The organism is Pseudoxanthomonas sp. PXM02 (assembly GCF_014851805.1).
Lineage (GTDB): Bacteria > Pseudomonadota > Gammaproteobacteria > Xanthomonadales > Xanthomonadaceae > Pseudoxanthomonas_A.
In genome coordinates, this window is record NZ_JACVAK010000001.1 from 416,817 (window position 1) to 437,817 (window position 21,001).

Sequence of the window (21,001 nt, forward strand, 5' to 3'; positions counted from 1 at the left end):
CACGATGCTCCGACAGCTCCTGGCCACCAAGCACCCCCACGCCGCCCACGATGAAGCCGAAGGCCTCAGCCTGCGCCGCACGCTCGGCCCATGGGGCCTGACCGCCCTCGGCATTGGCGCGGTGATCGGCGGCGGCATCTTCGTCATCACCGGCCAGGCCGCCGCCAACCACGCGGGCCCCGCGATCATGCTGTCGTTCGTGCTGGCTGCCCTGTGCTGCACGTTCTGCGCCTTGGCCTACGCGGAATTCGCCGCGATGGTGCCGGTGTCCGGCAGCGCCTACACCTATACCTACGCCACGCTGGGCGAACTGGCGGCGTGGTTCATCGGCTGGATGCTGGTGCTTGAATACGGGGTGTCCGCCTCAGCGGTGGCGGTCAGCTGGACAGGCTACCTGCTGAGCCTCCTCGAACACGCCAACATCTATTTGCCAGAGGCCTTCGTCAGTGCACCACTGGACGCCCAGTTGCGACCCACCGGCGCGATCGCCAACGTGCCTGCCGCCATCCTGGTGCTGCTGCTGACCTGGCTCTGCTACGTGGGCATCCGCAAGTCGTCGGCGATGAACATGGCGATGGTCGTACTGAAGACCGGCCTGATCGTGCTGGTGATCGTCGCCGGCTGGCAGTACGTCGACCCGGGCAACTGGGAGCCGTTCATCCCCGCCAATGAGGGCCCGGGCAAGTTCGGTTGGGACGGCGTGCTGCGTGGCGCCGCGATGGTGTTCTTCGCGTACATCGGCTTCGAGGCCGTCTCGGTGGCGGCGCAGGAGTCGCATCGTCCGCAGAAGGACCTGCCGATCGGCATGCTGGCCTCGCTGGTGATCTGCACCATCCTCTACATCGGCATGGCCGCGGTGATGACGGGCCTGGTGCCCTACACCGCGTTAGGCACTCCCGAGCCGGTCGTCACCGCGGTGGCGGCGCACCCCCAGCTTGGCTGGCTGCGCATCACCGTGGAAATCGGTGCGCTGATCGGCCTGTCGTCGGTAGTGCTGGTGATGATCATCGGCCAACCGCGCATCTTCATGATCATGGGCCGCGACGGCCTGCTGCCGCCGGTGTTCACCAAGATCCATCCCGAGTACCGCACGCCGCACATCAACACCGTCATCACCGGTATCGGCATCGCGCTGCTGGCGGCGCTGTTTCCGCTCGACGTGCTGGGCGAATTGACCTCGATGGGCACGCTGATCGCCTTCGCCTCGGTCTGCGTAGGCGTACTGGTCCTGCGCCGGACCCAGCCCGACCTGCCGCGGCCGTTCCGCATCCCGATGGCCTGGCTGGTCTGCACGCTGGGCGTGCTGAGCTGCCTGGCGCTGCTGTCGGCGATGACCGCCCACAACTGGATGCTCATGGCCGTATGGACGGCGGTCGGCTTCCTGATCTACTTCGTCTACGGCTTCCGCCACAGCCGCCTGCGCAACAAGCGCTGAATCCCGTCATCGGGCAGGCGGTAGAATGGCGCCATGAACGCCACGCCCCTGCCCTACGACGCTGACCAGCTGCGCGATCGCGCGCAGTCCATCATTTCCAATGTGCGCGAGCTGGCGCAGCTGGGCTGGACGCCGGCCACCAGCAGCAACTTCTCGCAGCGGCTGGACGAACGACACGCAGCCATCACCGTCTCCGGCCGTGACAAGGGCAGGCTGGTAGAGGCCGACATCATGGTGGTGGACTTCGACGGCAAGGCCGTCGGCAGCGACCACCGCCCATCGGCCGAAACGCTGCTGCATACGCAGCTCTACCGCCGTTATCCCGAGATCGGTTGCGTGCTGCACACGCATTCCCTGGTGCAGACGGTCGCCTCGCGGTTGTTCGCCGGTGCCGGTCATGTCCGCCTCGAAGGTTTCGAACTGCTGAAGGCCTTCCACGGCAACAGCACGCACGAGATGGCGATCGACGTGCCGGTGTTCGCCAACACCCAGGACATGCCCACGCTGGCCGCGCAGGTGGATGCCCTGCTCGACAACCAACCGCTGTGGGGCTACCTGATCGACGGCCACGGCCTATACGCCTGGGGCCGCACGATGGCCGAGGCCCGCCGCCACCTGGAAGCCTTCGAGTTCCTGTTCGCCGCCGAACTGGAGCTGCGCAAGCTCGGCTGCCGTCGCTGATAACCACCGGTTATCGCTGCGTTCCGATTCTGCAACAGGGTGTGGGGACCGGGTTTGCTACCCTAGCGTCCCCCTCGCCGCCTCACGCCACCGCCATGAGCCGCCTGCGCATCTTCAAGGAATCCGACCCGGCCACACCGGAGTTCGCCAGCTACGACCCCGACTTCATCGCCACCGAGCTGAAGAAGCTCGGCGTGACGTTCGAACGCTGGAAGGCGACCAAGGCGATCGAGCCTGGCGCGCCGCCGGAAGACGTGATCGATGCCTACCGCACCGACATAGACCGGCTGGTCGCGGAGCGCGGCTTCAAGACGGTCGACGTGGTCAGCATCGCGCCGGACAACCCACAGCGCGAGGCCATGCGCGCCAAGTTCCTCGATGAGCATTACCACAAGGAAGACGAAGTGCGTTTTTTCGTCGCCGGCTCGGGACTGTTCACGCTGCACGTCGGCGACAAGGTCTATGAAATCGAGTGCGTCCAGGACGACCTGATCGGCGTGCCGGACAGCACCCTGCACTGGTTCGACATGGGGCCGGAACCCAGCTTCGTCGCGATCCGCTTCTTCACCGAGCCGGACGGCTGGGTCGGACATTTCACCGGCACCACGCTCGCCCAGCAGTTCCCCCGCTACGACGGGCTGACCGACGGGCATTGAGTCCGCGCGCCCTCCTTTTCGAAGATCCCGTTCCATGCCCGTTTCCGCGATCCTCACCGACATCGAAGGCACCACCAGCAGCATCTCGTTCGTGAAGGACGTGCTGTTCCCGTATGCGCGCCGCGCCCTGCCCGACTTCGTACGTGAGCATGGCCAGGAACCGGAGGTCCGCCGCTGGCTGGATGTTGTGGCCACCGAGCACGGCAGCATCTGCAGCGATGACGTCATCGTCGAGACGCTGCAGGGCTGGATCGACCAGGACCGCAAGCACACCGCGCTGAAGGCACTGCAGGGACTGATCTGGGAAGCCGGCTACCGCGATGCCGATTTCACCGCCCACATCTATCCCGATGCCGCACCCGCCCTGCGCGAGTGGCATGCGCAGGGTTATCCGCTGTACGTGTACTCGTCGGGTTCGGTACCCGCGCAGAAGCTGTTCTTCGGCCACAGCGATGCGGGTGACCTGACGCCACTGTTCTCGGGCTGGTTCGACACCGAGATCGGCGGCAAGCGCGACGCGGACAGCTACCGCACGATCGCCGAACGCATCGACGTGGCGCCGGACAAGATCCTGTTCCTGTCCGACGTGGTCGAGGAACTCGAAGCCGCGCGCGACGCGGGACTGCAGACGCGGCTGGTCGACAGGCTGGACGACTATCCGCAGCCGCGCACTGGCGACGATGCCCGCGGTCACGCACGCGTCGACTCCTTCGCCGACATCGCGCTGCCTGCCGCGTGAGCGACACCGCCGCGCTGCGCCGGGCCACACTGGTCGGCCTGGTCGCGATCCTGCTGTGGGCATCGCTTGCCCTGCTGACAACCGCCACCGGCAGCCTGCCCCCGTTCCAGGTGTTGGCGATCGGCTTCGGCATCGCGGCCCTGCTGGGCCTGTCCCGAGCCGCGCTGCGCGGTAGCGAGGGCTGGCGCGAACTCCGTCAGCCACTGCCTGCGCTCGCGCTGTCGACGCTGGCGCTGTTCGGCTACCACGCGCTCTACTTCATCGCGCTGAAGCGCGCGCCGGCGGTGGAAGCCAACCTGCTGAACTACATGTGGCCGTTACTGATCGTGGTGTTCGCCGGGCTGATCGGCGGCGTCTCGGTCCGTCCCGGCCAATGGCTGGGCACGGCGCTGGGCCTGGTGGCGGCCGTGCTGCTGGTGACGCGTGGACGCAGCCTGCAGGTCGAGCCTACGCATGTTCCCGGATATCTGGCGGCATTGGGCGCGGCGCTGATCTGGTCGTTGTACTCGGTGCTGAACCGACGCTATGCCAACGTGCCCACCGCCGCCATCACTGTCGCCTGCGCCGGTGTAGCCGCGTTGGGGGCTGTTGCGCATCTGCTCAGCGAACAGACCGCGGTGCCGACGACCAGCCAATGGATCGTGCTGGTGCTGATGGGCGTCGGTCCGGTGGGCGCCGCCTTCTGGCTGTGGGACCACGGCACCAAGCGCGGCGACATCGCGCTGCTGGGCAGCCTGTCCTATCTGGCGCCACTGCTGTCCACCCTGCTGCTGGTAGCCTCGGGACGCGCGCAGGCGCACTGGATACAAGCTGTCGCGATCACGCTGCTGCTTACGGGGGCATGGCTCAGCGTGCGCGCCAGCCGCGCGTCGCGATGAGAGCGATTCGCGTTTCTACATCGCCACGGACAATTGCCTAGACTGCGCGCCACGTCGCCAGCCAGCCATCCGCAAGCCAGCCACGTGAACCTCGCCCGCCAGCCTTCGCGCGCCCGCCAGGTCCCAGAACGCCTCCCGCCGGGAGGCGTTTCCGTTTCTGCGGTTCAGTCGTGGATCTTCTCGCCGCGCCCGAGCATCGCGACCAGCTTCTCGACGCGGGCACGCTTCGTCTCCGGCTTCACGGCTGTCTGCACGCGCCAGCACACGGCGTAGCGATTGGTCCTGTCCAGCGTATCGAAGAAGGCCTTCGCCTTGCGATGCTTGGCGAGCGCCAGCGCCTTCGCCAGCTCCGGCGGCACCTCCATCGACTTCGCGCCGTCGTAGGCCGCGTCCCAGCGCCCGTCCGCCTTTGCCACCTCGACTTCGCGCAATCCCGCCGGCCGCATGCGTCCGGCCGCGATGAGGGCATCGATCTTGGCCACGTTGATTTTCGACCACGTGCTGCGCGCACGCCGCGGGGTGAAGCGCTGCAGGAAGAACTGCGCGTCGAGACCCTTCTTCTGCCCGTCGATCCAGCCATGGCACAGCGCCACGTCGAGTGCTTCGGCATAGGTCACCGATGGAATGCCGGCCTCCTTCTTGGCGATCTTCAGCCATAGCCCTGCCGAATCGGGGTGCTGTTCCAGCCAGCGCTCCCACGCAACCGCGTCGGCGAAATGTTCGATCGGAAGGTCGGGCGTGGCCATGCTCAGGGCTCCGCGGTCTGCAAGCGATAGGTGGTCCTTGCCGTCTTCTCGCCACGCCAGCGATCGAACGCGCGAACCTCCACGTGGTGCTCGCCTTCGGCGAGGTCGGTCGGCAACGCCGCGCGCCACAGGTGATGCGAGGGTTCGGCTTCCGGCGAGCGGTCAAAGCCGCGCAGCGCGTCCGCGAGGTCATCGCGCATGTTCTCGGCCAGCAGCGCGGGATCCGGCTGCTCGACACGCTTCATCGGCTTCCATTCGCCGGCATCGACGCGGAACTCCACGCGCGTATCCGCCTGTCCCATGTAGACGTTGGCGTAGAGGCCCCACGCCGGATACGCGCCCTTGCGCAACACCTTGGGCGCGTGGAGGCCGATGCCGCTTTCGTCCTGGCTGCGTGCCGGATGCCACGACAACGCGTAGTCGCCGCCGGCCATCACCCGCAGCCGCGCATAGCCGTTCGGGGTGCCATCGGCCATGACCGTGTCGGGAATGCCTTCGGCATCCTTCACGCCCGACCAGTAGGCGCCACACGCGGCACCCACGTTGTACTCGTGCAACGGCTGCAGACCGTGCCAGCCGGTGGCGGCATCGTGATACCAGTGCCGCTGCGTATGGGTATGCCCGCTCAGCAGCAACAGGTGCGGGAAATCCTTCAGCAGCGCGAACAGCCGGTCGCGGTCCGCGGCACGGAAGCCACGCGGTCCCTCTTCGAAGAACGGGATGTGCACGCCGATCACGAGCAGCCGGTCCTTGCGGACGGTCGGCAGGTACGCCTGCAGGAAGGCGAACTGGTCCTCGCGCAGGCCTCCGAGATAGGAAGGCGATTTCCCCGGCTGGTAGATGATGTCGTCCAGCCCGATGAAGGTCACCGCCTCTTCTTCCCACGCGAACGTGTCGGGTCCCAGGTGGTGGCGGAACGTGCGCAATGAATCACCGTCATCCGCCGCATCGAAATCGATATCGTGGTTGCCGGGGATGAACAGCCACGGCACCTGCAGGCTCATCGTCGTCCGCAGCAACTCGGGGTACAACGCCAGGTCGTCGTTGGTTACGTCGCCCAGCGTCAGGCCCAGCGACGCCCCGTGCTTGCCGACCAGCGGCTGCACGATGTCGCGCCAGTAGTAGTCCACGTCCTTCACGGATGCCGTCTGGCTGTCAGCGAGCAGCAAGGCTTCGAATGCACCATCGCCCGGCGTCGTTTCGCGCGGACGCAGGCCGAAATGCTTGCAGCCCGGCTGACGCTGGGGGATGCCGCCATATTTCAAAGCCGGCCCCTTGTGGTACTGCCGGTTGTGCCAGAAATCCGGCATCCCATCCCGCCGCACCGACAGGTCATAGCCGGCCGGCTTGATGACGAACAGCGTGCGCCCGTCTTCGTAAGGGACATCGTACTCGCCCTGCGCGTTGGTGATGGCGACTTGCGCACCGTCGGAGACCTTGACGCCCGGGATGCCGGGTTCGCCCGCGTCACGCACGCCGTTGCCGTTGCGATCCTCGAAGACCACGCCACTGCTGCAGGGCGGTGGCAGCGCATGGGCGGGAACGGCCAGGCAGGCCAGCAACAGGGCGGTCAGCGATGCGCGCACGGGAACTCCGGCTGGGGCGACCGACGGATTATGGCGCAGCCGCGATGACAGCAACGGCTTCCCTGTAGGAGCGACGTAAGTCGCGACCGCACGGCCGAAGAAGTGCGAGTCAGCGCAACGGGCGATGGAACTCCACGTTTTCCCCTGATCCACGATCGCGACTTACTTCGCTCCTACATGAAGCGAACCCGGCTCATGAGGACGCATGGCGAGCGCGCAAGACCTCAATGGTGTCGGCCAGCGAGAGCCCACGGGACCGGAGCAGCACGGCCAAGTGGTAAAGCAGGTCGGCACTCTCGCCCAGCAGCGCGGTTTCGTCCTGCGCCACGGCGGCGAGCGCGGTCTCCACGCCCTCCTCGCCCACCTTCTGCGCGATACGGCGGACGCCGCCCTCGAACAGGCGTGTGGTGTAGCTGTCTGCCGGCCGTTCGCGTTCGCGCTGCTCGACCAGTGCATCCAGCTCGGACAGGAACGCCGACGGCGCCGACGGGAAGCAGCTGGGCCGTTGCAGATGGCAGGTCGGGCCTTGCGGTTGCGCGAGCACGAGCAGCGTGTCGTTGTCGCAATCCACGTCGACCGACACGAGCTCCAGCACATGACCCGAGCTTTCACCCTTGGTCCACAAGCGCTGTTTGCTGCGGCTGAAAAAAGTCACGCGCCGGCTAGCCAGTGTCGCGTCCAGCGCTTCAAGGTTCATGTAGCCCAGCATCAGCACGCGCAGGTTCGATGCGTCCTGCACGATGACGGGCAGCAGGCCATCGCCCTTGTTCCAGTCGAGCGAAGCGGAATCGATGCCCGACCGCTGATTCTCAGTTGTCACGCCGCACCTCGATGCCTTGCTCGGCCAATACGCTCTTCAACGCGGGAATCGCGATATGGCCACTATGGAAAACGCTGGCGGCCAGTGCGCCGTCGACATCCGCCTGCAGGAACACGTCGGCGAAATGCTCCATCTCGCCCGCACCGCCGGAGGCGATCAGGGGCACGTCGCATACGGAACGTACCGCCTTCAGTTGCACCAGATCGTAGCCGCGCCGCACGCCGTCCTGATCCATGCAATTCAACACGATCTCGCCCGCACCCAGTTCCTGCGCCTGCGACACCCAGTCCAGCGTCCGCAGGCCGGCGCCCTGCATCTTCGACGGGTCGCCGGTGTAGCGGCGCACGCGCCATTCGCCATCCGCTTCCAGGATCGAGTCCACGCCGACAACCACGCACTGCACCCCGAACGCTTCGGCCAGCTCGCCGATCAGATCAGGCCGTTCCAACGCCGGCGTGTTGACCGACACCTTGTCGGCGCCGCTGTAGAGCACGCGCCGGGCCGTGTCGACATCACGGATGCCGCCGGCCACGCAGAACGGAATGTCGAGCAGGCGCGACACCCGTTCGATCCACGCGTAGTCGACGGAGCGCCCTTCCGGACTCGCACTGATGTCGTAGAACACCAGTTCGTCGGCACCCTGGTCGCGATAGCGCAACGCGAGATCGGCGATATCGCCCATGTCCACGTGGTCACGGAACTTCACGCCCTTCACCACGCGGCCCTCGCGTACGTCCAGGCACGGAATGATGCGCCGGCTCAGCACGCCAATGCCTCCGGCAGCGTGAAGCGACCTTCCAGCAGCGCGCGCCCCAGCACGATGCCCGCGCAGCCGGCATCGCGGGCTCCGTTGATATCGACCACCGCACTGACGCCTCCCGAGGCCTGCACGGCAAGCGCCGGCACGGTCGCACGCAGATGCGCGTACAGGTCCAGGTTGGGGCCGGTCAGCATGCCGTCGCGGGCGATGTCGGTGCACAGCAGATGGCGCAGGCCCGCCTCGGCGTAGCGCGTCGCCAGTTCGCCCAGCGTCTCCGACGCCGTCTCGGTCCAGCCATGCACCGGCAAGCGCCAGATGCCGTCCCCGTCACGACGCGTGTCAAGCGCCACCGTGATTCGGTCACTGCCGAACTCGGCCAGCCACGCCAGCACCGTGTCGGGCTCGCGCACCGACAGCGAGCCGATAACCACGCGATCGGCGCCGGCATCGAGGATGCGGGCGACGTCGTCGCGCTGGCGGACGCCGCCGCCCGTCTGCACCTTCAATGGCGTGTGCCGTGCGATCTCGACCAGCAGCGGCGCCAGCGTGTAGCCGCCGGCGCGCGCGGCATCCAGATCGACGAGATGCAGCCATTCGGCACCCTGCACGGCATAGCGCAAGGCGACATCCAGTGGCGCGCCTTCGTAGCGCGTTTCACGGGCGTAGTCGCCCTGCGCCAGGCGTACGACGCGACCTTCGCGCACGTCGATGGCGGGATAAACGGTGAAACCGGTCATTGCAATCCGTACTCGATGAAATTCTTCAGCAGACGCGCGCCGACGGCGCCCGAACGCTCGGGATGGAATTGCGCACCCGCGACATTGCCCCGCTGCACGACGGCGGCGAAGCGCTGGCCATGCTCGCTACTGCACAGGCAGTCGTCATCGACGGGTGCGGCATAGCTGTGGACGAAGTAGGCATGGTCACCGTCCGCGATACCTTCAAGTAGCGACGCGTCACGGTTGCGCTGCAGCGTGTTCCAGCCCATGTGCGGCACGCGGATCCCCGGCGCCGTGGGGAGCTTGCGTACGCGTTCCGGCAGCAGGCCAAGGCATTCCGTGTCGTCCTCCTCGGAATGCGCAAACAGCAACTGCACTCCGACGCAGACGCCCAGCAGCGGCTTGTCCAACGCCCGCAGAACGTCGACCAGATCCAGTTCCCTCAACCTTGCCATGCAGACCGCCGCTGCACCCACACCAGGAAGGATCACGCGGTCGGCGCTACGGATGACATCGGCGTCGCCGGTCAGCTCCGCCTCGACGCCGAGCCGCTGCAGCGCATAGCGCACCGACCCGATGTTGGAGCCACCGGCATCCACCAGAACCACGTTCATCACAACGCACCCTTGGTCGATGGCAGTTCCGCGCCTTCGCGCTTGATGGCCTGGCGGAGCGCACGCGCCAGCGCCTTGAAGCTGGCTTCGACCTTGTGGTGGTCGTTGTCGCCTTCCACCTTGAGGTTGAGGTTCAGTCCGGATGCATCGCAAAGAGACCGGAAGAAATGCGGCACCAGCTCGGTCGGCAGGTCGCCGACGCGCTCGCGCTTGAACTCGCCGCTGAAGACGAAGTACGGCCGCCCGCTGAAGTCGAGTGCGGCGCTGGCCAAGGTTTCGTCCATCGGCAGCGTGAAACCGTAGCGGCCGATGCCACGCTTATCGCCCAGCGCTTCCTTCAGCGCCTGGCCCAGCGCAAGGCCGGTGTCCTCGACGGTGTGATGCTCGTCGATGTGCAGGTCGCCGTCGGCGCGCACGTCCAGCGCGAAACCGCCGTGCTTACCGATCTGCTCCAGCATGTGGTCGAAGAACGGCAGGCCGGTCTTCGCGACCGGTTCGGCGACGCGATCCAGGTCGACTTCGACTCGGATCTTCGTCTCCTTGGTGTTGCGCTGGACGACGGCGCGGCGCGGCGCATCCGCCAGTTCATGCGCGATGCCGGCCCAGTCCCACTCACCGCCGAATTGCGCGGTCTTCAACTGAAAGCCGCGGATCTTCAGATTGTCGGCGAACTGGATGTCGGTCGGCCGGTCGCCGACCATGCCCGAACGCGCCCAATCGATGCTGCGGTCCTGCAGGTACGGGACCATCAGGCCGATGCCGGGCTTGCGCGTGGGTTTGTTCTCGTGCGGCCAGCTTTCGTCGATCAGCACCTCGCGGAAGCGGATGCCCTGGCTTTCGAACACCTGCATCATCAGCGCCTGCGGGCCGTCGAAACTGTCACGCGGATACTGCTCGCTGCCAAGGCCGTCCTGGTTGCTGACGATGACGAACTGGTAACCCGCATCGCGCAACTTCAGCAGCGCCGGGATCACGCCGGCCACGAAGCGCACCTTTTCGTACGCATCGATCTGGAAGTCCTCGGGCTCCTCGATCAGGGTGCCGTCGCGGTCGATGAAAAGGATGGGCGTCACGCGGCCTGCTCCTGCGCGTTGAGGGCCGCAATCACGCGGTCGTTCTGGGTCGGCGACCCGATGGTGATGCGCAAGGCGTCGCCCAGTTGCGGCGCGGCGCGCTGGTCGCGGACCACGACGCCGGTAGCGAGCAGCGCGCGGAAAGCACCTTCCGCGTCGTCGAAGCGGGCCAGCAGGTAATTGCCTTGCGACGCGTAGACGCGCCGGACGCCGGCCGTGGTCTCGAGTGCGGTGCGCAGGCGCTCGCGCTCGCTGCGCACCAGCGCAACACGCTCGCGGGTCTGCGCGAGCGCGGCGTCCGACAGGCCTTCCAGTGCAAGGTCGGCGCATGGCGTCGGCACCGGATACGGCGCCTGGCAGCGCTGCAGCACGGCAATCAGGTCCGCATCGCCGATCACGACACCGATCCGTGCCGCTGCCAGCGCATGGGCCTTGGACAGTGTGCGGAGCACGGCGATGTTGGAATGCGCTGTCAGCAGCGTGGTTGCGGATGCGCTGTCGGCGAACTCGCCATAGGCCTCGTCGACCACGACCAGCGCCTTGCCTTCCAACGCGCGGGCCAGCGACGCGATGGCGTCGAGCGGAATGGCCGAACCGGCCGGATTCGACGGCGAGCACAGGAAGACCAGCTTGGCGCCCTGCCCCATCGCTGCTTCACGGATCGCGTCGAGATCGGCGACCAGGCCGTCGTCGCTGTCCAGCAGCGGCACTTCGAGGATCGGGGCGCCTTGCAGCCTCGCGCACACCGCATACATGCCGAACACCGGCGGCGTCACCACGATCGCGTCCTGACCCGGCACGCACAGCGCGCGCACCAGCAGGTCGATCGCCTCGTCGCTGCCGCGGCCGACCAGCAGCTGTTCCGGAGAAACCCCATAAAGTTGCGCCAACCGCGCACGCAACGCTGGCGGCTGCGGATCGGGATAGCGCCGGCTGCGACCCTGTCCGTCGGCAGGATTCGCCCACGCGGACTCGTTGGCGTTCAACCAGACATCGCCCCGCAGCGCCTCGCTGCGCGCGGACTTGTAACCGGCGAAATCGCGCAGGTCCGGACGGACGAGAGACAGGACGCCGCTCATGCGGCCGCCTTGCGCAGGCGCAGCGCAACGGCATTGGCGTGCGCATCCAGTCCTTCGGCGCGCGCCAGCGTCAGCGCGCACTCACCGATGGCGGCGATGCCCGCGCGATTGGCGGACTGCACGCTGACGAAGTTCTGGAAGCTGGCCACGCTGACGCCGCTGTAGGCACGCGCCGCACCGCTGGTGGGCAGCACGTGGTTGGTGCCGCTGCAGTAGTCGCCCAGCGCCTCCGGCGTGTAGTCGCCGAGGAACACCGAACCCGCCGCCTCCACGCGATCCAGCCACGCACGCGGCTCGCGCAACGCGACGATCAGGTGTTCCGGCGCATAGCGGTTGCTGATCGCGAAGGCGTCATCCAGCGAAGCGACCTTGACCAGGCGCGACGCCGACAGCGCCTGCCGCGCGATATCGGCACGGTCGAGCGCGGCAAGCTGCGTCGCCAGTTCGGCCTGCACCCGTGCGATCAAACCTTCGTCATCGGACAGCAGCAGCACCTGCGAATCCGGCCCGTGCTCGGCCTGCGACAGCAGGTCGGCCGCGACAAAGCCCGCATCCGCGCCGGCATCAGCGATCACCAGCACTTCGGATGGACCCGCCGGCATATCGATGGCGGCGGCGCCTGTTTGCGTCACCTGCCGCTTGGCTTCGGTCACGTAACTGTTGCCTGGACCAAACAGTTTGTCGCAGGCCGGCACGCTGTCGGTGCCGAACGCCATTGCCGCGATTGCCTGCGCACCGCCCAGCTTGAACACGCGGCGCACGCCGGTCAGTTGCGCGGCGACCAGCACCGCCGGATCCGCCGTGCCATCGCGGCGCGGCGGTGTGCACAGCACTACTTCGCGGCAACCCGCCAGACGCGCGGGGACGCCCAGCATCAGCGCCGTCGACGGCAGCGGCGCGCTGCCGGCCGGCACGTACAGGCCCACGCGCGGAATCGGGCGGATCACGCGCTCGCAGACCACGCCAGGAGCGGTTTCCACCGCATACGGCTGTGCCATGCCAGCGCGGTGGAACGCCTCGATGCGCTCGGCCGCCTCCTGCATCGCATGCCGCAGATCCGCGGGAACGGCGGCGTGCGCAGCGGCGAATTCCTCGGCGCTGACTTCGAACGTGGCGAGCTCCACGCCGTCGAAACGCGCGGTGACCTCTCGCAGTGCCTCATCGCCGCGCGTCTGCACGTCGTCCAGCAGCGCGGCGACGGACTCGCGCGTGCGCTGCGCCACGGTCTGCACCGGACGCGCCAGCAATGCGCTGCGCGCCGCCGCATCCAGTGCGTTCCAGTCGTACACGGGTGCAGGCGAAGCGCTCATGCCAGCGACCTCTCGACCGACAGCACCATCAAACCCTGCGCGCCGGCACGCTGCAGTTCTTCGAGTCGTTGCCAAGTGACCGTGCCGTGGCACATCGCTTGCAGCGACAGCGGACCTTCCTCGCCGCCCGGCAGGGTGATCAGCCCGTCGCTGTCGCCCAGCAGCCGCGACAGGGCCGGCACGGTGTCACGCTCGGCGCGGAACATCAGTAGCTTGCTGTCCTTCAGCTTCAGCACGCCGTCCAGACGGCGCAGCAGCATGTCGGCCAGACCGGCGCGGGCGTCGTCGAACTCGCGTGCCGGTCCTGCCAGCACCGCCTCGCTGTCGAGCAGGGTTTCAACCGGCTTCAGCTGGTTGGCGGCGAGCGTCGCGCCGCTCGATACCAGATCGCAGATCAGGTCGGCCGTGCCGAGCTTCGGCGCGATCTCCACCGAACCGGACAGTTCGACCACCGCAGCGTCGATGCCGCGCGCCTGCAGCCACTGGCGCAGAACCGACGGATAGCTGGTGGCGATGCGCAGGCCCTGCAGCTGCTGCGGACCTTCCCACTCCCAGCTCTCCGGGATGGCCAGCATCAGACGGCAACTGCCGAAACCCAGCGGGCGCAGTTCGCGATAGGCGGGCGGCAAGCCGTTGAGGGCACGCTCGCCGGCCTGCTCGTCCAGTTCGTTGCGGCCGACAATGCCGAAATCGCAGACGCCATCGGCGATCAGCCCGGGGATGTCGTCGTCGCGGACCAGCAGCAGGTCGACCGGCAGGGATTCGCCGTAGCAGAACAGCTTGTCGCGGCTCTCGCGCCAGCTCAGGCCACAGGCAGCCAACAAGGTGCGCGCAGGCTCGGCCAGCCGACCGCTCTTCTGGATGGCGATGCGCAGACGCTCGCGCGTCGCGGGGGTCAGGGAGGGACTCATGGGAGAACTCAGTGGGAAGCGGAAGCCGTCGCGGCCTGCTGGCGCTGGACGGCGGTGGCGTAACCGCCGGCGCCGCGTTCCAGCGTGCGGGCGACGCGGCCGATGGTGGTCACGCTGACCTGGGTCAGGTCATGGATCTCGCGGTAAGGGACCCCCTTCAACAGCAGGGGCACCACCCGCCAGCGGTCGGACATGGCTTCCAGCTCCGCCGGCGTGCAGAGGTCTTCCAGAAACGCCCGCACCTCATCCGCCTGGCCCAGCGCGGCCAGGGCGTCGGACAGCGCGAGCAGCGGGCCGGCGGCGGTATCCGAGTCTTCGTTGGGGGAACGGCGCTTCACGGGAAGGGTCATCCAATGTATTAATGCGCTAGTACATTAATGCGATTGCTGCGGAGCGTCAAGCCGCCGTCATCCGGGCCGCGCCCCTTGCTGGATCGCGTTGCCTGAACCGCACTGTCTGGATACGGGCGCGGATTGCGTTGTCTTGGGCAGGACAGCACGGGGGACCGCGATGGACTGGAGCGGACACGGACGATGAGTACACTGCCAAGGACGCCTGAACGCCGGACCGGAGACTCCGACGGCCCTGAGGGCCACCCGGGGGGGACGGGCATGCAGTCACCGCGAAACGCACTCCGCATGGGCCGCCGGCTCGCTGCCCGCGTGTGCTTCCTGTTGCTGGCGTTCCTTCCCCTGCTGGCCGCCGCCGACACGCCCGCCCGGATCGCCACCGACGCCAGCTACCTGCCGCTGGCGCCGCAGACCACCTACCTGCACGACGCCGGCGGCAGCGCGACGCTTGCCGACGCGAAGCGCCTGCTCGACGCCGGGCGTTTCGGTCCGCTCCCCAATGGCGATGCGTCATTCGGCTTCCAGACCGGCGCGTTCTGGTTCCACGTGGCCGTGACGAACGAAAACGCACGCGAGCAGCGCTGGCTGCTGGTACAGCAGTACGCCCTGAGCGACCGCATCGACGTGTATGCGCGCTACCCCGACGGCCGCACGGTACACCACGTCGGCGGCGACACCTTTCCGTTCGAACAGCGCAGCGTCCGCTATCGCCATCCCAACTTCTGGCTCGACCTGCCGACGGGCCAACAGGTCGACCTGATCGTGCGCGTGCAGAGCCAGAGCTCGATGCAGGTGCCGCTGTTCCTGTACACGCCCGCCGCCTTCGCCGAACTGTCGCGCGATGGCCAGTTGGGCATCGGCATCTACTACGGCATCCTGCTGGCGCTGTTCTTCTACAACCTGGTGCTGTGGCTGGTGCTGCGCGACGGCAGCTACTTCTGGTACCTGTTCCACATCAGCGCGTTCGGGCTGGTGCTGTTCACCCTCAACGGCCTGGGCTTCGAGTACCTGTGGCCGCATTCCACCTGGCTGGCGGACAAATCGGTACCGCTGTCGGTCTGCCTGGCGCAGATCGGCATGCAGCAGTTCTCGCGTACGTTCCTGGACCTGGGCACGCGATGGCGGCTGGGCGACCGCATCAGCAAGGCGATCATCGGCTTCTTCGTGCTGCTCGGCATTGCGGCGACCCAGCTGCCGTACCACGTGGCCACGCCGATCGCTTCGGCGGCGGTGTTCCCCAGCATCGTCTGGATCGCGGTGATCACGCTGATGGTGGTGCGCACCGGCTACCGGCCGGCGAAGGTGTTCCTGCTGGCCTGGGCGATGTTCCTGTTGGGCACCGGCATCTTCGTGGCATTGGCGTTCGGCCTGCTGCCCAAGACCTTCCTGACCGAGTACGGCGTGCAGATCGGTTCGGCGCTGGAAATGCTGCTGCTGTCGGTGGCGCTGGGTTACCGCTACGCCGCCCTGCGCAACGAGAACGAACGCATCGTGCGCGATGCCAAGAATTCGCTCGAAGCGCAGGTGATCGAGCGGACCGGCGAACTGCGCCAGGCGATGTCGGAACTGGAGAGCGCTCACCACCGGCTGCGCGAATCCAGCCGCCTCGACGGCCTGACTGATCTCTACAACCGCACGCATTTCCGCGAAGCCTTCGAGCACCTGCTGTCGCAGTCGCGCAACTCGCAACGGCCGATCTCGCTGCTGATGATCGACCTGGACCACTTCAAACGCATCAACGACACCTACGGCCACCTGGTCGGCGACGACTGCCTGCGCTGCACGTCGAACACACTGGCCGAGACGCTGCGCCCGCACGGCGCGCTGCTGGCGCGATTCGGCGGTGAGGAGTTCATCGCCGCCCTGCCCGGCATGGGCCTGGGCGAAGCCAGCGTGGTCGCCGAAGAACTGCGCCAGGCACTGCGTGCGCAGCCATGCCGCAGCGGTGAACTGGAGATCGCGGTCTCGGCCAGCATCGGCGTGCACTGCGTCGACCTGGAAGCCCGCGACAGCCTGGAGTCTGCGTTGCAGGTGGCCGACCAGGCGCTGTATGCCGCCAAGGCCGAAGGGCGGGATTGCGTAAGGACGCTGTAGGACTGGGGATCTCAGGTGTGGGAGCGACGTAAGTCGCGATAGCTTTAAAAAGCTCGCGACTTACGTCGCTCCCACACCTACTTTTCCCGACGGCTCAGCGATTGCGGACCGCGGCGAGGATCTCGCCTGATTCCACCAGACGCACCGCGGTAGCCACTTCGCCATCCAGCGCACGGTCGCGATCGAGGAACGGGATCTTCGCGCGGATCGCGGCGTGTGCGGCCGCGACAGCGTGGCCGGGATGGAAGGCTTCGCTGGATGCCAGCGCGGAGCGCAGGGCTTCGACTTCGGCCAGGAATCCGTCGCGCCCTTCAGCACCCGCCTGCGGACCACCCGCGACCTTCACGGCCAGGCCTTCGGCGTCGGTGCGATCCGACAGGGCGCGGGCGGCATTGATCATGTCGCGACGCAGGTCCAGTGCCTGTGCGGCGGTGTACAGCTCCAGCGCCAGCACCTTGCCCAGGTCCTGCACCATCGCCAGCACGTGGCGTGCTTCGTTGGCGCCCATCGACACATGGTCTTCCGCATTCGCGCTGGTCGGCACCGAGAACACGCTGGCCGGGTGCGCGCGGCTGGCCAGGTCGTTGACGATGGCCGCCGCCGAGTACTGCACGATCATGTGGCCCGACTCGGTACCGTCCTCGTTGCCGATCAGGAATGCCGGCAGGCCGTCGTTGGTCGACGGATCGACCAGCTTGTTGAGGCGGCGCTCGGAGATGGAGGCCAGCGTCGGGATGGCCGCCTTCACGTAGCTCATCGCCAGCGCCAGCGGCATGCCGTGGAAGTGGCCGGCGGAGATCACCTGCTCTTCGACGTGCTCGGACTGTTTGTCCGGGAACACCAGCGGATTGTCGGTGACCGCGTTGAGTTCGATCTCCAGCACGCGACGCGCCTGCTCGACCGCATCACGCACGGCGCCATGCACCTGCGGGATGCAGCGCAGCGAGTAGCTGTCCTGCGGCTGGTGCTTCTTGCCGCCGCGGAACGGCATGAAACGCAGGTAGAACTTCTCGCGACCGTGGCGCTGGTCGGTCGGCACCCAGTCCCAGCCGATGTCGAAACGCAGCGCCTGCGCCTCGGCGGTGTCCCAGCTGCGCGGCAGCCACGGGCGGAACTTCGGCACCAGGTGATAAGGAATGTCGGCCAGCGTCGAACCGTCGAGCAGATCGCGCAACCGCCCCGCGACGTGCACCTGGCCCGGATGCGGGCGCAGCGCGTGCACTTCCTCGGCGAACGCGCCCAGGCGGCCGGCGAACGCGTCGATCGTCATCGCGGCAGCGAGGTCGGCGGTATCCAGCAGCTGGTCCAGGCGGTACGTGGCCAGCACGCCCATCGCCAGCATCTGTGCGGTGCCGTTGTTGAGCGCCAGGCCTTCCTTGTACGACAGGCTGACCGGCGACAGGCCCGCGCGCTTCAGCGCATCAGCACCGGCAATGCGCTCGCCTTCATAGAACGCTTCGCCGCCGCCCAGCAGCACGATGGCCAGGTGCGACAGCGGCGCCAGGTCGCCCGAGGCGCCGACCGAACCCAGCGACGGCACCACCGGCACGATGCCGGCGTTGAGCATCGCTGCCAGCGCCTGCAGGGTCTCCACGCGGATGCCGGAATGCCCCTTCAGCAGCGTGTTGATGCGGATGCCGAGCATGGCGCGGACGATCTCCGGCGCCATCGGCTCGCCCACGCACACGGCATGGGTGACGATCAGGTTGTACTGCAGTTCCTCGTGCAGCGAACGACCGGACTTCACCGCCCCCGGCAGTTCGTCGCGCAGCGGATGTGCACCGAGCAGCTTGTCGGCGTTGCTGCCGAAGCCGGTGGAGACGCCGTAGATCGGCTCTTCGCGGCGGACCTGTTCGGCCAGGAAGTCGGCGGCGCGCGCGACGGCCTTCAGCGCGCCCTTGTCCAGTTCGACGCTGGCGCCGAACGCGATCTCGACCAGCTTGTCGCGGGTCAGCGACTTGCCATCCAGCAGGATCGGCTTCATGTCAGCGCCCCGCCAGTACGCGGGCCTGTTCCAGCTCGACCTTCAGGCTGCTGGCCAGCTCCTCGCGCTTCACTTCGAACTGCTGCTCGCGCACCAGGTCCTTGACCGTCACCGCGCCGCGCGCGAGTTCCTCCTCGCCCGCCAGCACCACGAAACGGATGCCCGCACGCGAGGCGTACTGGAACTGCTTGGCCAGCTTGCGGCTTTCCATCTGCACTTCGGTGTTGATGCCGGCCGCGCGCAGGCGGCGCGCGATATCCAGCGATTCGGCCAACTGGCCGTCGTCCATCAGGGCGACCATCGCCTGCACGCTGCTTTCGTCGCTACCCGCGATCAGGCCGGCTTCGCGCAGCTGCCAGAACAGGCGGGTCAGGCCGATCGAGATGCCAACACCCGGCAGCTTCGACTTGGTGTAGTGGCTGGCAAGGTCTTCGTAGCGGCCGCCCGAGCAGATCGAGCCGATCTGCGGGTAACCGTCCAGCTGCGTCTCGTAGACGGTGCCGGTGTAGTAGTCCAGGCCGCGCGCGATGGAGAAGTTCAGGCAGTACGCGCTCTCGGGCACGCCCAGCGCCTTGACCAGCTCCAGCACCTCGCGCAGTTCGGCGATGCCCTGGTTGAAGGTCTCGCTGCCCTGCCCCAGCGCATCGAGCTTGGCCAGCGCGTCGGCGTGGCCGGTGCTGCGCATGGCGACGAACTCGAGGATACGGTCGACGCCCTCGACCGACATGCCGAAGCCTTCGCCAGTCAGCGTTTCGCGCACGTAGTCGGCGCCGCGCTTGTCCAGCTTGTCGACTTCGCGCAGCACCAGCGCCTGCTGCTCGCCGTCGGTGACGCCCTGCGCTTCGAAGAAGCCGCGCATCAGCTTGCGGTTGTTCAACTGGATGGTGAACTCGCCGATGCCCAGTTCGCTGAAGACGGCGTGGATGACGGCCAGGATCTCGGCGTCGAAGCGAACGCTCAGTGCGTCCTTGCCGATGACGTCGATGTCGCACTGGTAGAACTCGCGGAAGCGGCCGCGCTGCTGGCGCTCGCCGCGATAGACGCGCTGGATCTGGTAGCGGCGGAACGGGAAGGTCAGTTCGTGTTCGTGTTCGGCCACGTAGCGGGCCAGCGGCACGGTCAGGTCGAAGCGCAGGGCCAGTTCGGGCAGGCCTTCGCCTTCCTTGGCCAGGGCGCCGGTGGACTGGACGAAGTAGACCTGCCGTTCGGTCTCGCCGCCGGACTTGGTCAGCAGGGTCTCGGACAGTTCGAAGACCGGGGTTTCCACGGGCAGGAAGCCGAAGCGCTCGTAGTTCCGGCGGATGGTGTCCAGCATGCGCTGGAACGCGATCTGCTCGCGCGGGAGCAGCTCCATGACGCCAGGCGGGGTACGGGGCTTGATCAAGGGAGACTCCGGCTTTCGTGAACGGGCCATTTTACTTTCGTTGGCGTATCCGCCGCAGCCTTTCCCAGCCTGTTGGCCTAACTTTCGCTAGAGGATGCTGTCGGGGGCTTGCCCGGGCCGGGTCGCCCACCTATAATTTCGCGCTCAGTCGGGGTGTAGCTCAGTCTGGTAGAGCGCTACGTTCGGGACGTAGAGGTCGCAGGTTCGAATCCTGTCTCCCCGACCAATAGATTCAAGGCTTTAAGAAAAAGCCGCCCCAGTGGCGGCTTTTTTTTGTGCGTGCAGGGCAATGTGCCCACCATTATTGCTTTAGGGGAATCACCAAGTACTGCTTGGGAAGCAAATCCTCAGGGAACCGAGGAAATTCTCCACCCCCTTCTACCCAGCGTGGTAGGAATTTCCGAATCGCTTTGATCACCCAAACATCTGGGTCAAACTCGGCATGCAGTATGTGCTCGGCCGCAGCGTAGCCCAATTCTTCAATCCGTCCGTAGTCGTGCTTGACCGCGAAGTCACCCATACAAGCCTCGACCGCGCATGCGAGTGTTAGCGACGCCACCACGCAATCCGTGAAGTCAGATGGATAGAGGCTGAAATGGTCAAGGGTTGAGTGCGCGACACCCTTGTTTGCCATCCGCCTTACGAGCTCCATTTTCTCGAACAGCCGGTGAGCTGGCACCGAAGCTATCCCGGCCGGAGGCGCCATGATGCGACAGTACTTCTCCAAGTAGACAAGATAGCTAAGACGCTGCGCAGCATCTGGCATCGCCGTGGAGTGAACTTCCAAATATGCGTTGAACGCCAAACGAGTATCAGGATCAGCCAATCGCCGACCAATCTGACAACTCCCAAGGGAGCTTTTGTCGCGATCGTGCAGCGCACGCAACTCAAGCACCAACCCATTCAGTAGCGTTCGGCGAAGAACAAACTTAGCGTCCTCAGGCATCGGCTTGGCCGACATCTCGTGAGCTTCCTTACTCTCAAGAGCACTGAATAAGCACCATGTATAGAGAACATGGGATGCTCGGACCGCATACCACCGGATTGATTGAATAAGAAGGCCCAGCGCGTCAGCGCCATTCTCTGCGCGGAACGTCCTGTAGTCGTCTCTAGGCTCGCCAAACTGGAACATGACTCCACCCTACCAGTCGCAATAAGCCTGGGAAAATCTCGCTAAAACTC

Annotated in this window: 20 protein-coding genes and 1 tRNA gene; 7 read left to right on the forward strand and 14 right to left on the reverse strand. The window is 66.6% G+C overall.

Going from position 1 to position 21,001, the window contains the following annotated elements:
* Window positions 1-4 precede the first annotated feature (4 nt).
* The 5 genes from IB225_RS01850 to IB225_RS01870 all read left to right on the forward strand — a co-directional run bounded on the left by IB225_RS01850 (window position 5) and on the right by IB225_RS01870 (window position 4,389).
* Window positions 5-1,435 (forward strand): amino acid permease, encoded by a 1,431-nt coding sequence (locus IB225_RS01850; protein WP_192309229.1) that lies wholly within the window; start codon window positions 5-7, stop codon window positions 1,433-1,435.
* 33 nt (window positions 1,436-1,468) lie between these two features.
* Complete coding sequence (locus tag IB225_RS01855; RefSeq protein ID WP_192309231.1) at window positions 1,469-2,116, forward strand: methylthioribulose 1-phosphate dehydratase; 648 nt, start codon at window positions 1,469-1,471, stop codon at window positions 2,114-2,116.
* Between the two features lie 95 nt (window positions 2,117-2,211).
* The gene (locus tag IB225_RS01860) at window positions 2,212-2,772 is read left to right on the forward strand and encodes an acireductone dioxygenase (RefSeq protein ID WP_192309233.1); all 561 of its coding nucleotides are present in this window, start codon (window positions 2,212-2,214) and stop codon (window positions 2,770-2,772) included.
* 34 nt (window positions 2,773-2,806) lie between these two features.
* Entirely contained in the window at window positions 2,807-3,511 is a 705-nt protein-coding gene (gene mtnC, locus IB225_RS01865; RefSeq protein ID WP_192309235.1) for an acireductone synthase, read from the forward strand.
* Window positions 3,508-4,389 (forward strand): EamA family transporter, encoded by an 882-nt coding sequence (locus IB225_RS01870; RefSeq protein WP_192309237.1) that lies wholly within the window; start codon window positions 3,508-3,510, stop codon window positions 4,387-4,389. Before mtnC ends, IB225_RS01870 begins: the two co-directional genes overlap by 4 nt.
* A gap of 164 nt (window positions 4,390-4,553) precedes the next feature.
* On the opposite strand, the gene IB225_RS01875 is transcribed toward IB225_RS01870, so the two are convergent.
* From IB225_RS01875 to IB225_RS01925, 11 genes are all read right to left on the reverse strand, one after another.
* Window positions 4,554-5,135 carry a YdeI/OmpD-associated family protein gene (locus IB225_RS01875; RefSeq protein ID WP_192309239.1) on the reverse strand — a complete coding sequence of 194 codons (582 nt, stop codon included), beginning with the start codon at window positions 5,133-5,135 and terminating at the stop codon, window positions 4,554-4,556.
* A gap of 2 nt (window positions 5,136-5,137) precedes the next feature.
* Window positions 5,138-6,700: a calcineurin-like phosphoesterase C-terminal domain-containing protein gene (locus IB225_RS01880; RefSeq protein ID WP_192310814.1), complete on the reverse strand. Its 1,563-nt coding sequence runs from the start codon at window positions 6,698-6,700 to the stop codon at window positions 5,138-5,140.
* A 214-nt stretch (window positions 6,701-6,914) separates the two neighbouring features.
* Window positions 6,915-7,541 (reverse strand): bifunctional phosphoribosyl-AMP cyclohydrolase/phosphoribosyl-ATP diphosphatase HisIE, encoded by a 627-nt coding sequence (gene hisIE / locus IB225_RS01885; protein WP_192309241.1) that lies wholly within the window; start codon window positions 7,539-7,541, stop codon window positions 6,915-6,917.
* Complete coding sequence (hisF, locus tag IB225_RS01890; RefSeq protein WP_192309243.1) at window positions 7,531-8,307, reverse strand: imidazole glycerol phosphate synthase subunit HisF; 777 nt, start codon at window positions 8,305-8,307, stop codon at window positions 7,531-7,533. The genes hisIE and hisF overlap by 11 nt, the downstream gene beginning before the upstream one ends.
* Window positions 8,301-9,038 (reverse strand): 1-(5-phosphoribosyl)-5-[(5-phosphoribosylamino)methylideneamino]imidazole-4-carboxamide isomerase, encoded by a 738-nt coding sequence (gene hisA / locus IB225_RS01895; protein WP_192309245.1) that lies wholly within the window; start codon window positions 9,036-9,038, stop codon window positions 8,301-8,303. The genes hisF and hisA overlap by 7 nt, the downstream gene beginning before the upstream one ends.
* A complete protein-coding gene (hisH, locus tag IB225_RS01900; RefSeq protein ID WP_192309247.1) occupies window positions 9,035-9,634 on the reverse strand; it encodes an imidazole glycerol phosphate synthase subunit HisH in 600 nt (199 codons plus the stop codon). The genes hisA and hisH overlap by 4 nt, the downstream gene beginning before the upstream one ends.
* Entirely contained in the window at window positions 9,634-10,707 is a 1,074-nt protein-coding gene (gene hisB / locus IB225_RS01905; RefSeq protein ID WP_192309249.1) for a bifunctional histidinol-phosphatase/imidazoleglycerol-phosphate dehydratase HisB, read from the reverse strand. Before hisB ends, hisH begins: the two co-directional genes overlap by 1 nt.
* The gene (gene hisC / locus IB225_RS01910) at window positions 10,704-11,786 is read right to left on the reverse strand and encodes a histidinol-phosphate transaminase (RefSeq protein ID WP_192309251.1); all 1,083 of its coding nucleotides are present in this window, start codon (window positions 11,784-11,786) and stop codon (window positions 10,704-10,706) included. The genes hisB and hisC overlap by 4 nt, the downstream gene beginning before the upstream one ends.
* Window positions 11,783-13,096 carry a histidinol dehydrogenase gene (hisD, locus tag IB225_RS01915; protein ID WP_192309253.1) on the reverse strand — a complete coding sequence of 438 codons (1,314 nt, stop codon included), beginning with the start codon at window positions 13,094-13,096 and terminating at the stop codon, window positions 11,783-11,785. The genes hisC and hisD overlap by 4 nt, the downstream gene beginning before the upstream one ends.
* Complete coding sequence (gene hisG, locus IB225_RS01920; RefSeq protein ID WP_192309255.1) at window positions 13,093-14,007, reverse strand: ATP phosphoribosyltransferase; 915 nt, start codon at window positions 14,005-14,007, stop codon at window positions 13,093-13,095. Before hisG ends, hisD begins: the two co-directional genes overlap by 4 nt.
* A gap of 8 nt (window positions 14,008-14,015) precedes the next feature.
* Window positions 14,016-14,345: a YerC/YecD family TrpR-related protein gene (locus tag IB225_RS01925; protein WP_192309257.1), complete on the reverse strand. Its 330-nt coding sequence runs from the start codon at window positions 14,343-14,345 to the stop codon at window positions 14,016-14,018.
* 273 nt (window positions 14,346-14,618) lie between these two features.
* Between IB225_RS01925 and IB225_RS01930 the strand changes: the two genes are divergently transcribed.
* Window positions 14,619-16,451 (forward strand): diguanylate cyclase, encoded by a 1,833-nt coding sequence (locus IB225_RS01930; RefSeq protein ID WP_192309258.1) that lies wholly within the window; start codon window positions 14,619-14,621, stop codon window positions 16,449-16,451.
* Window positions 16,452-16,545: 94 nt separating this feature from the next.
* Here the strand turns inward: IB225_RS01930 and IB225_RS01935 are convergent, their stop codons facing one another.
* Both IB225_RS01935 and hisS read right to left on the reverse strand, forming a co-directional pair.
* Window positions 16,546-18,435, reverse strand: a complete 1,890-nt coding sequence (locus IB225_RS01935; RefSeq protein WP_192309260.1) for an aromatic amino acid ammonia-lyase — start codon at window positions 18,433-18,435, stop codon at window positions 16,546-16,548.
* A 1-nt stretch (window position 18,436) separates the two neighbouring features.
* Window positions 18,437-19,819 (reverse strand): histidine--tRNA ligase, encoded by a 1,383-nt coding sequence (gene hisS / locus IB225_RS01940; protein WP_192309262.1) that lies wholly within the window; start codon window positions 19,817-19,819, stop codon window positions 18,437-18,439.
* 149 nt (window positions 19,820-19,968) lie between these two features.
* Here hisS and IB225_RS01945 point away from each other — a divergent pair.
* A tRNA-Pro gene (locus tag IB225_RS01945) sits at window positions 19,969-20,045 on the forward strand.
* A 75-nt stretch (window positions 20,046-20,120) separates the two neighbouring features.
* Here the strand turns inward: IB225_RS01945 and IB225_RS01950 are convergent.
* Window positions 20,121-20,951 carry a hypothetical protein gene (locus IB225_RS01950; RefSeq protein ID WP_192309264.1) on the reverse strand — a complete coding sequence of 277 codons (831 nt, stop codon included), beginning with the start codon at window positions 20,949-20,951 and terminating at the stop codon, window positions 20,121-20,123.
* Window positions 20,952-21,001: the final 50 nt, after the last annotated feature.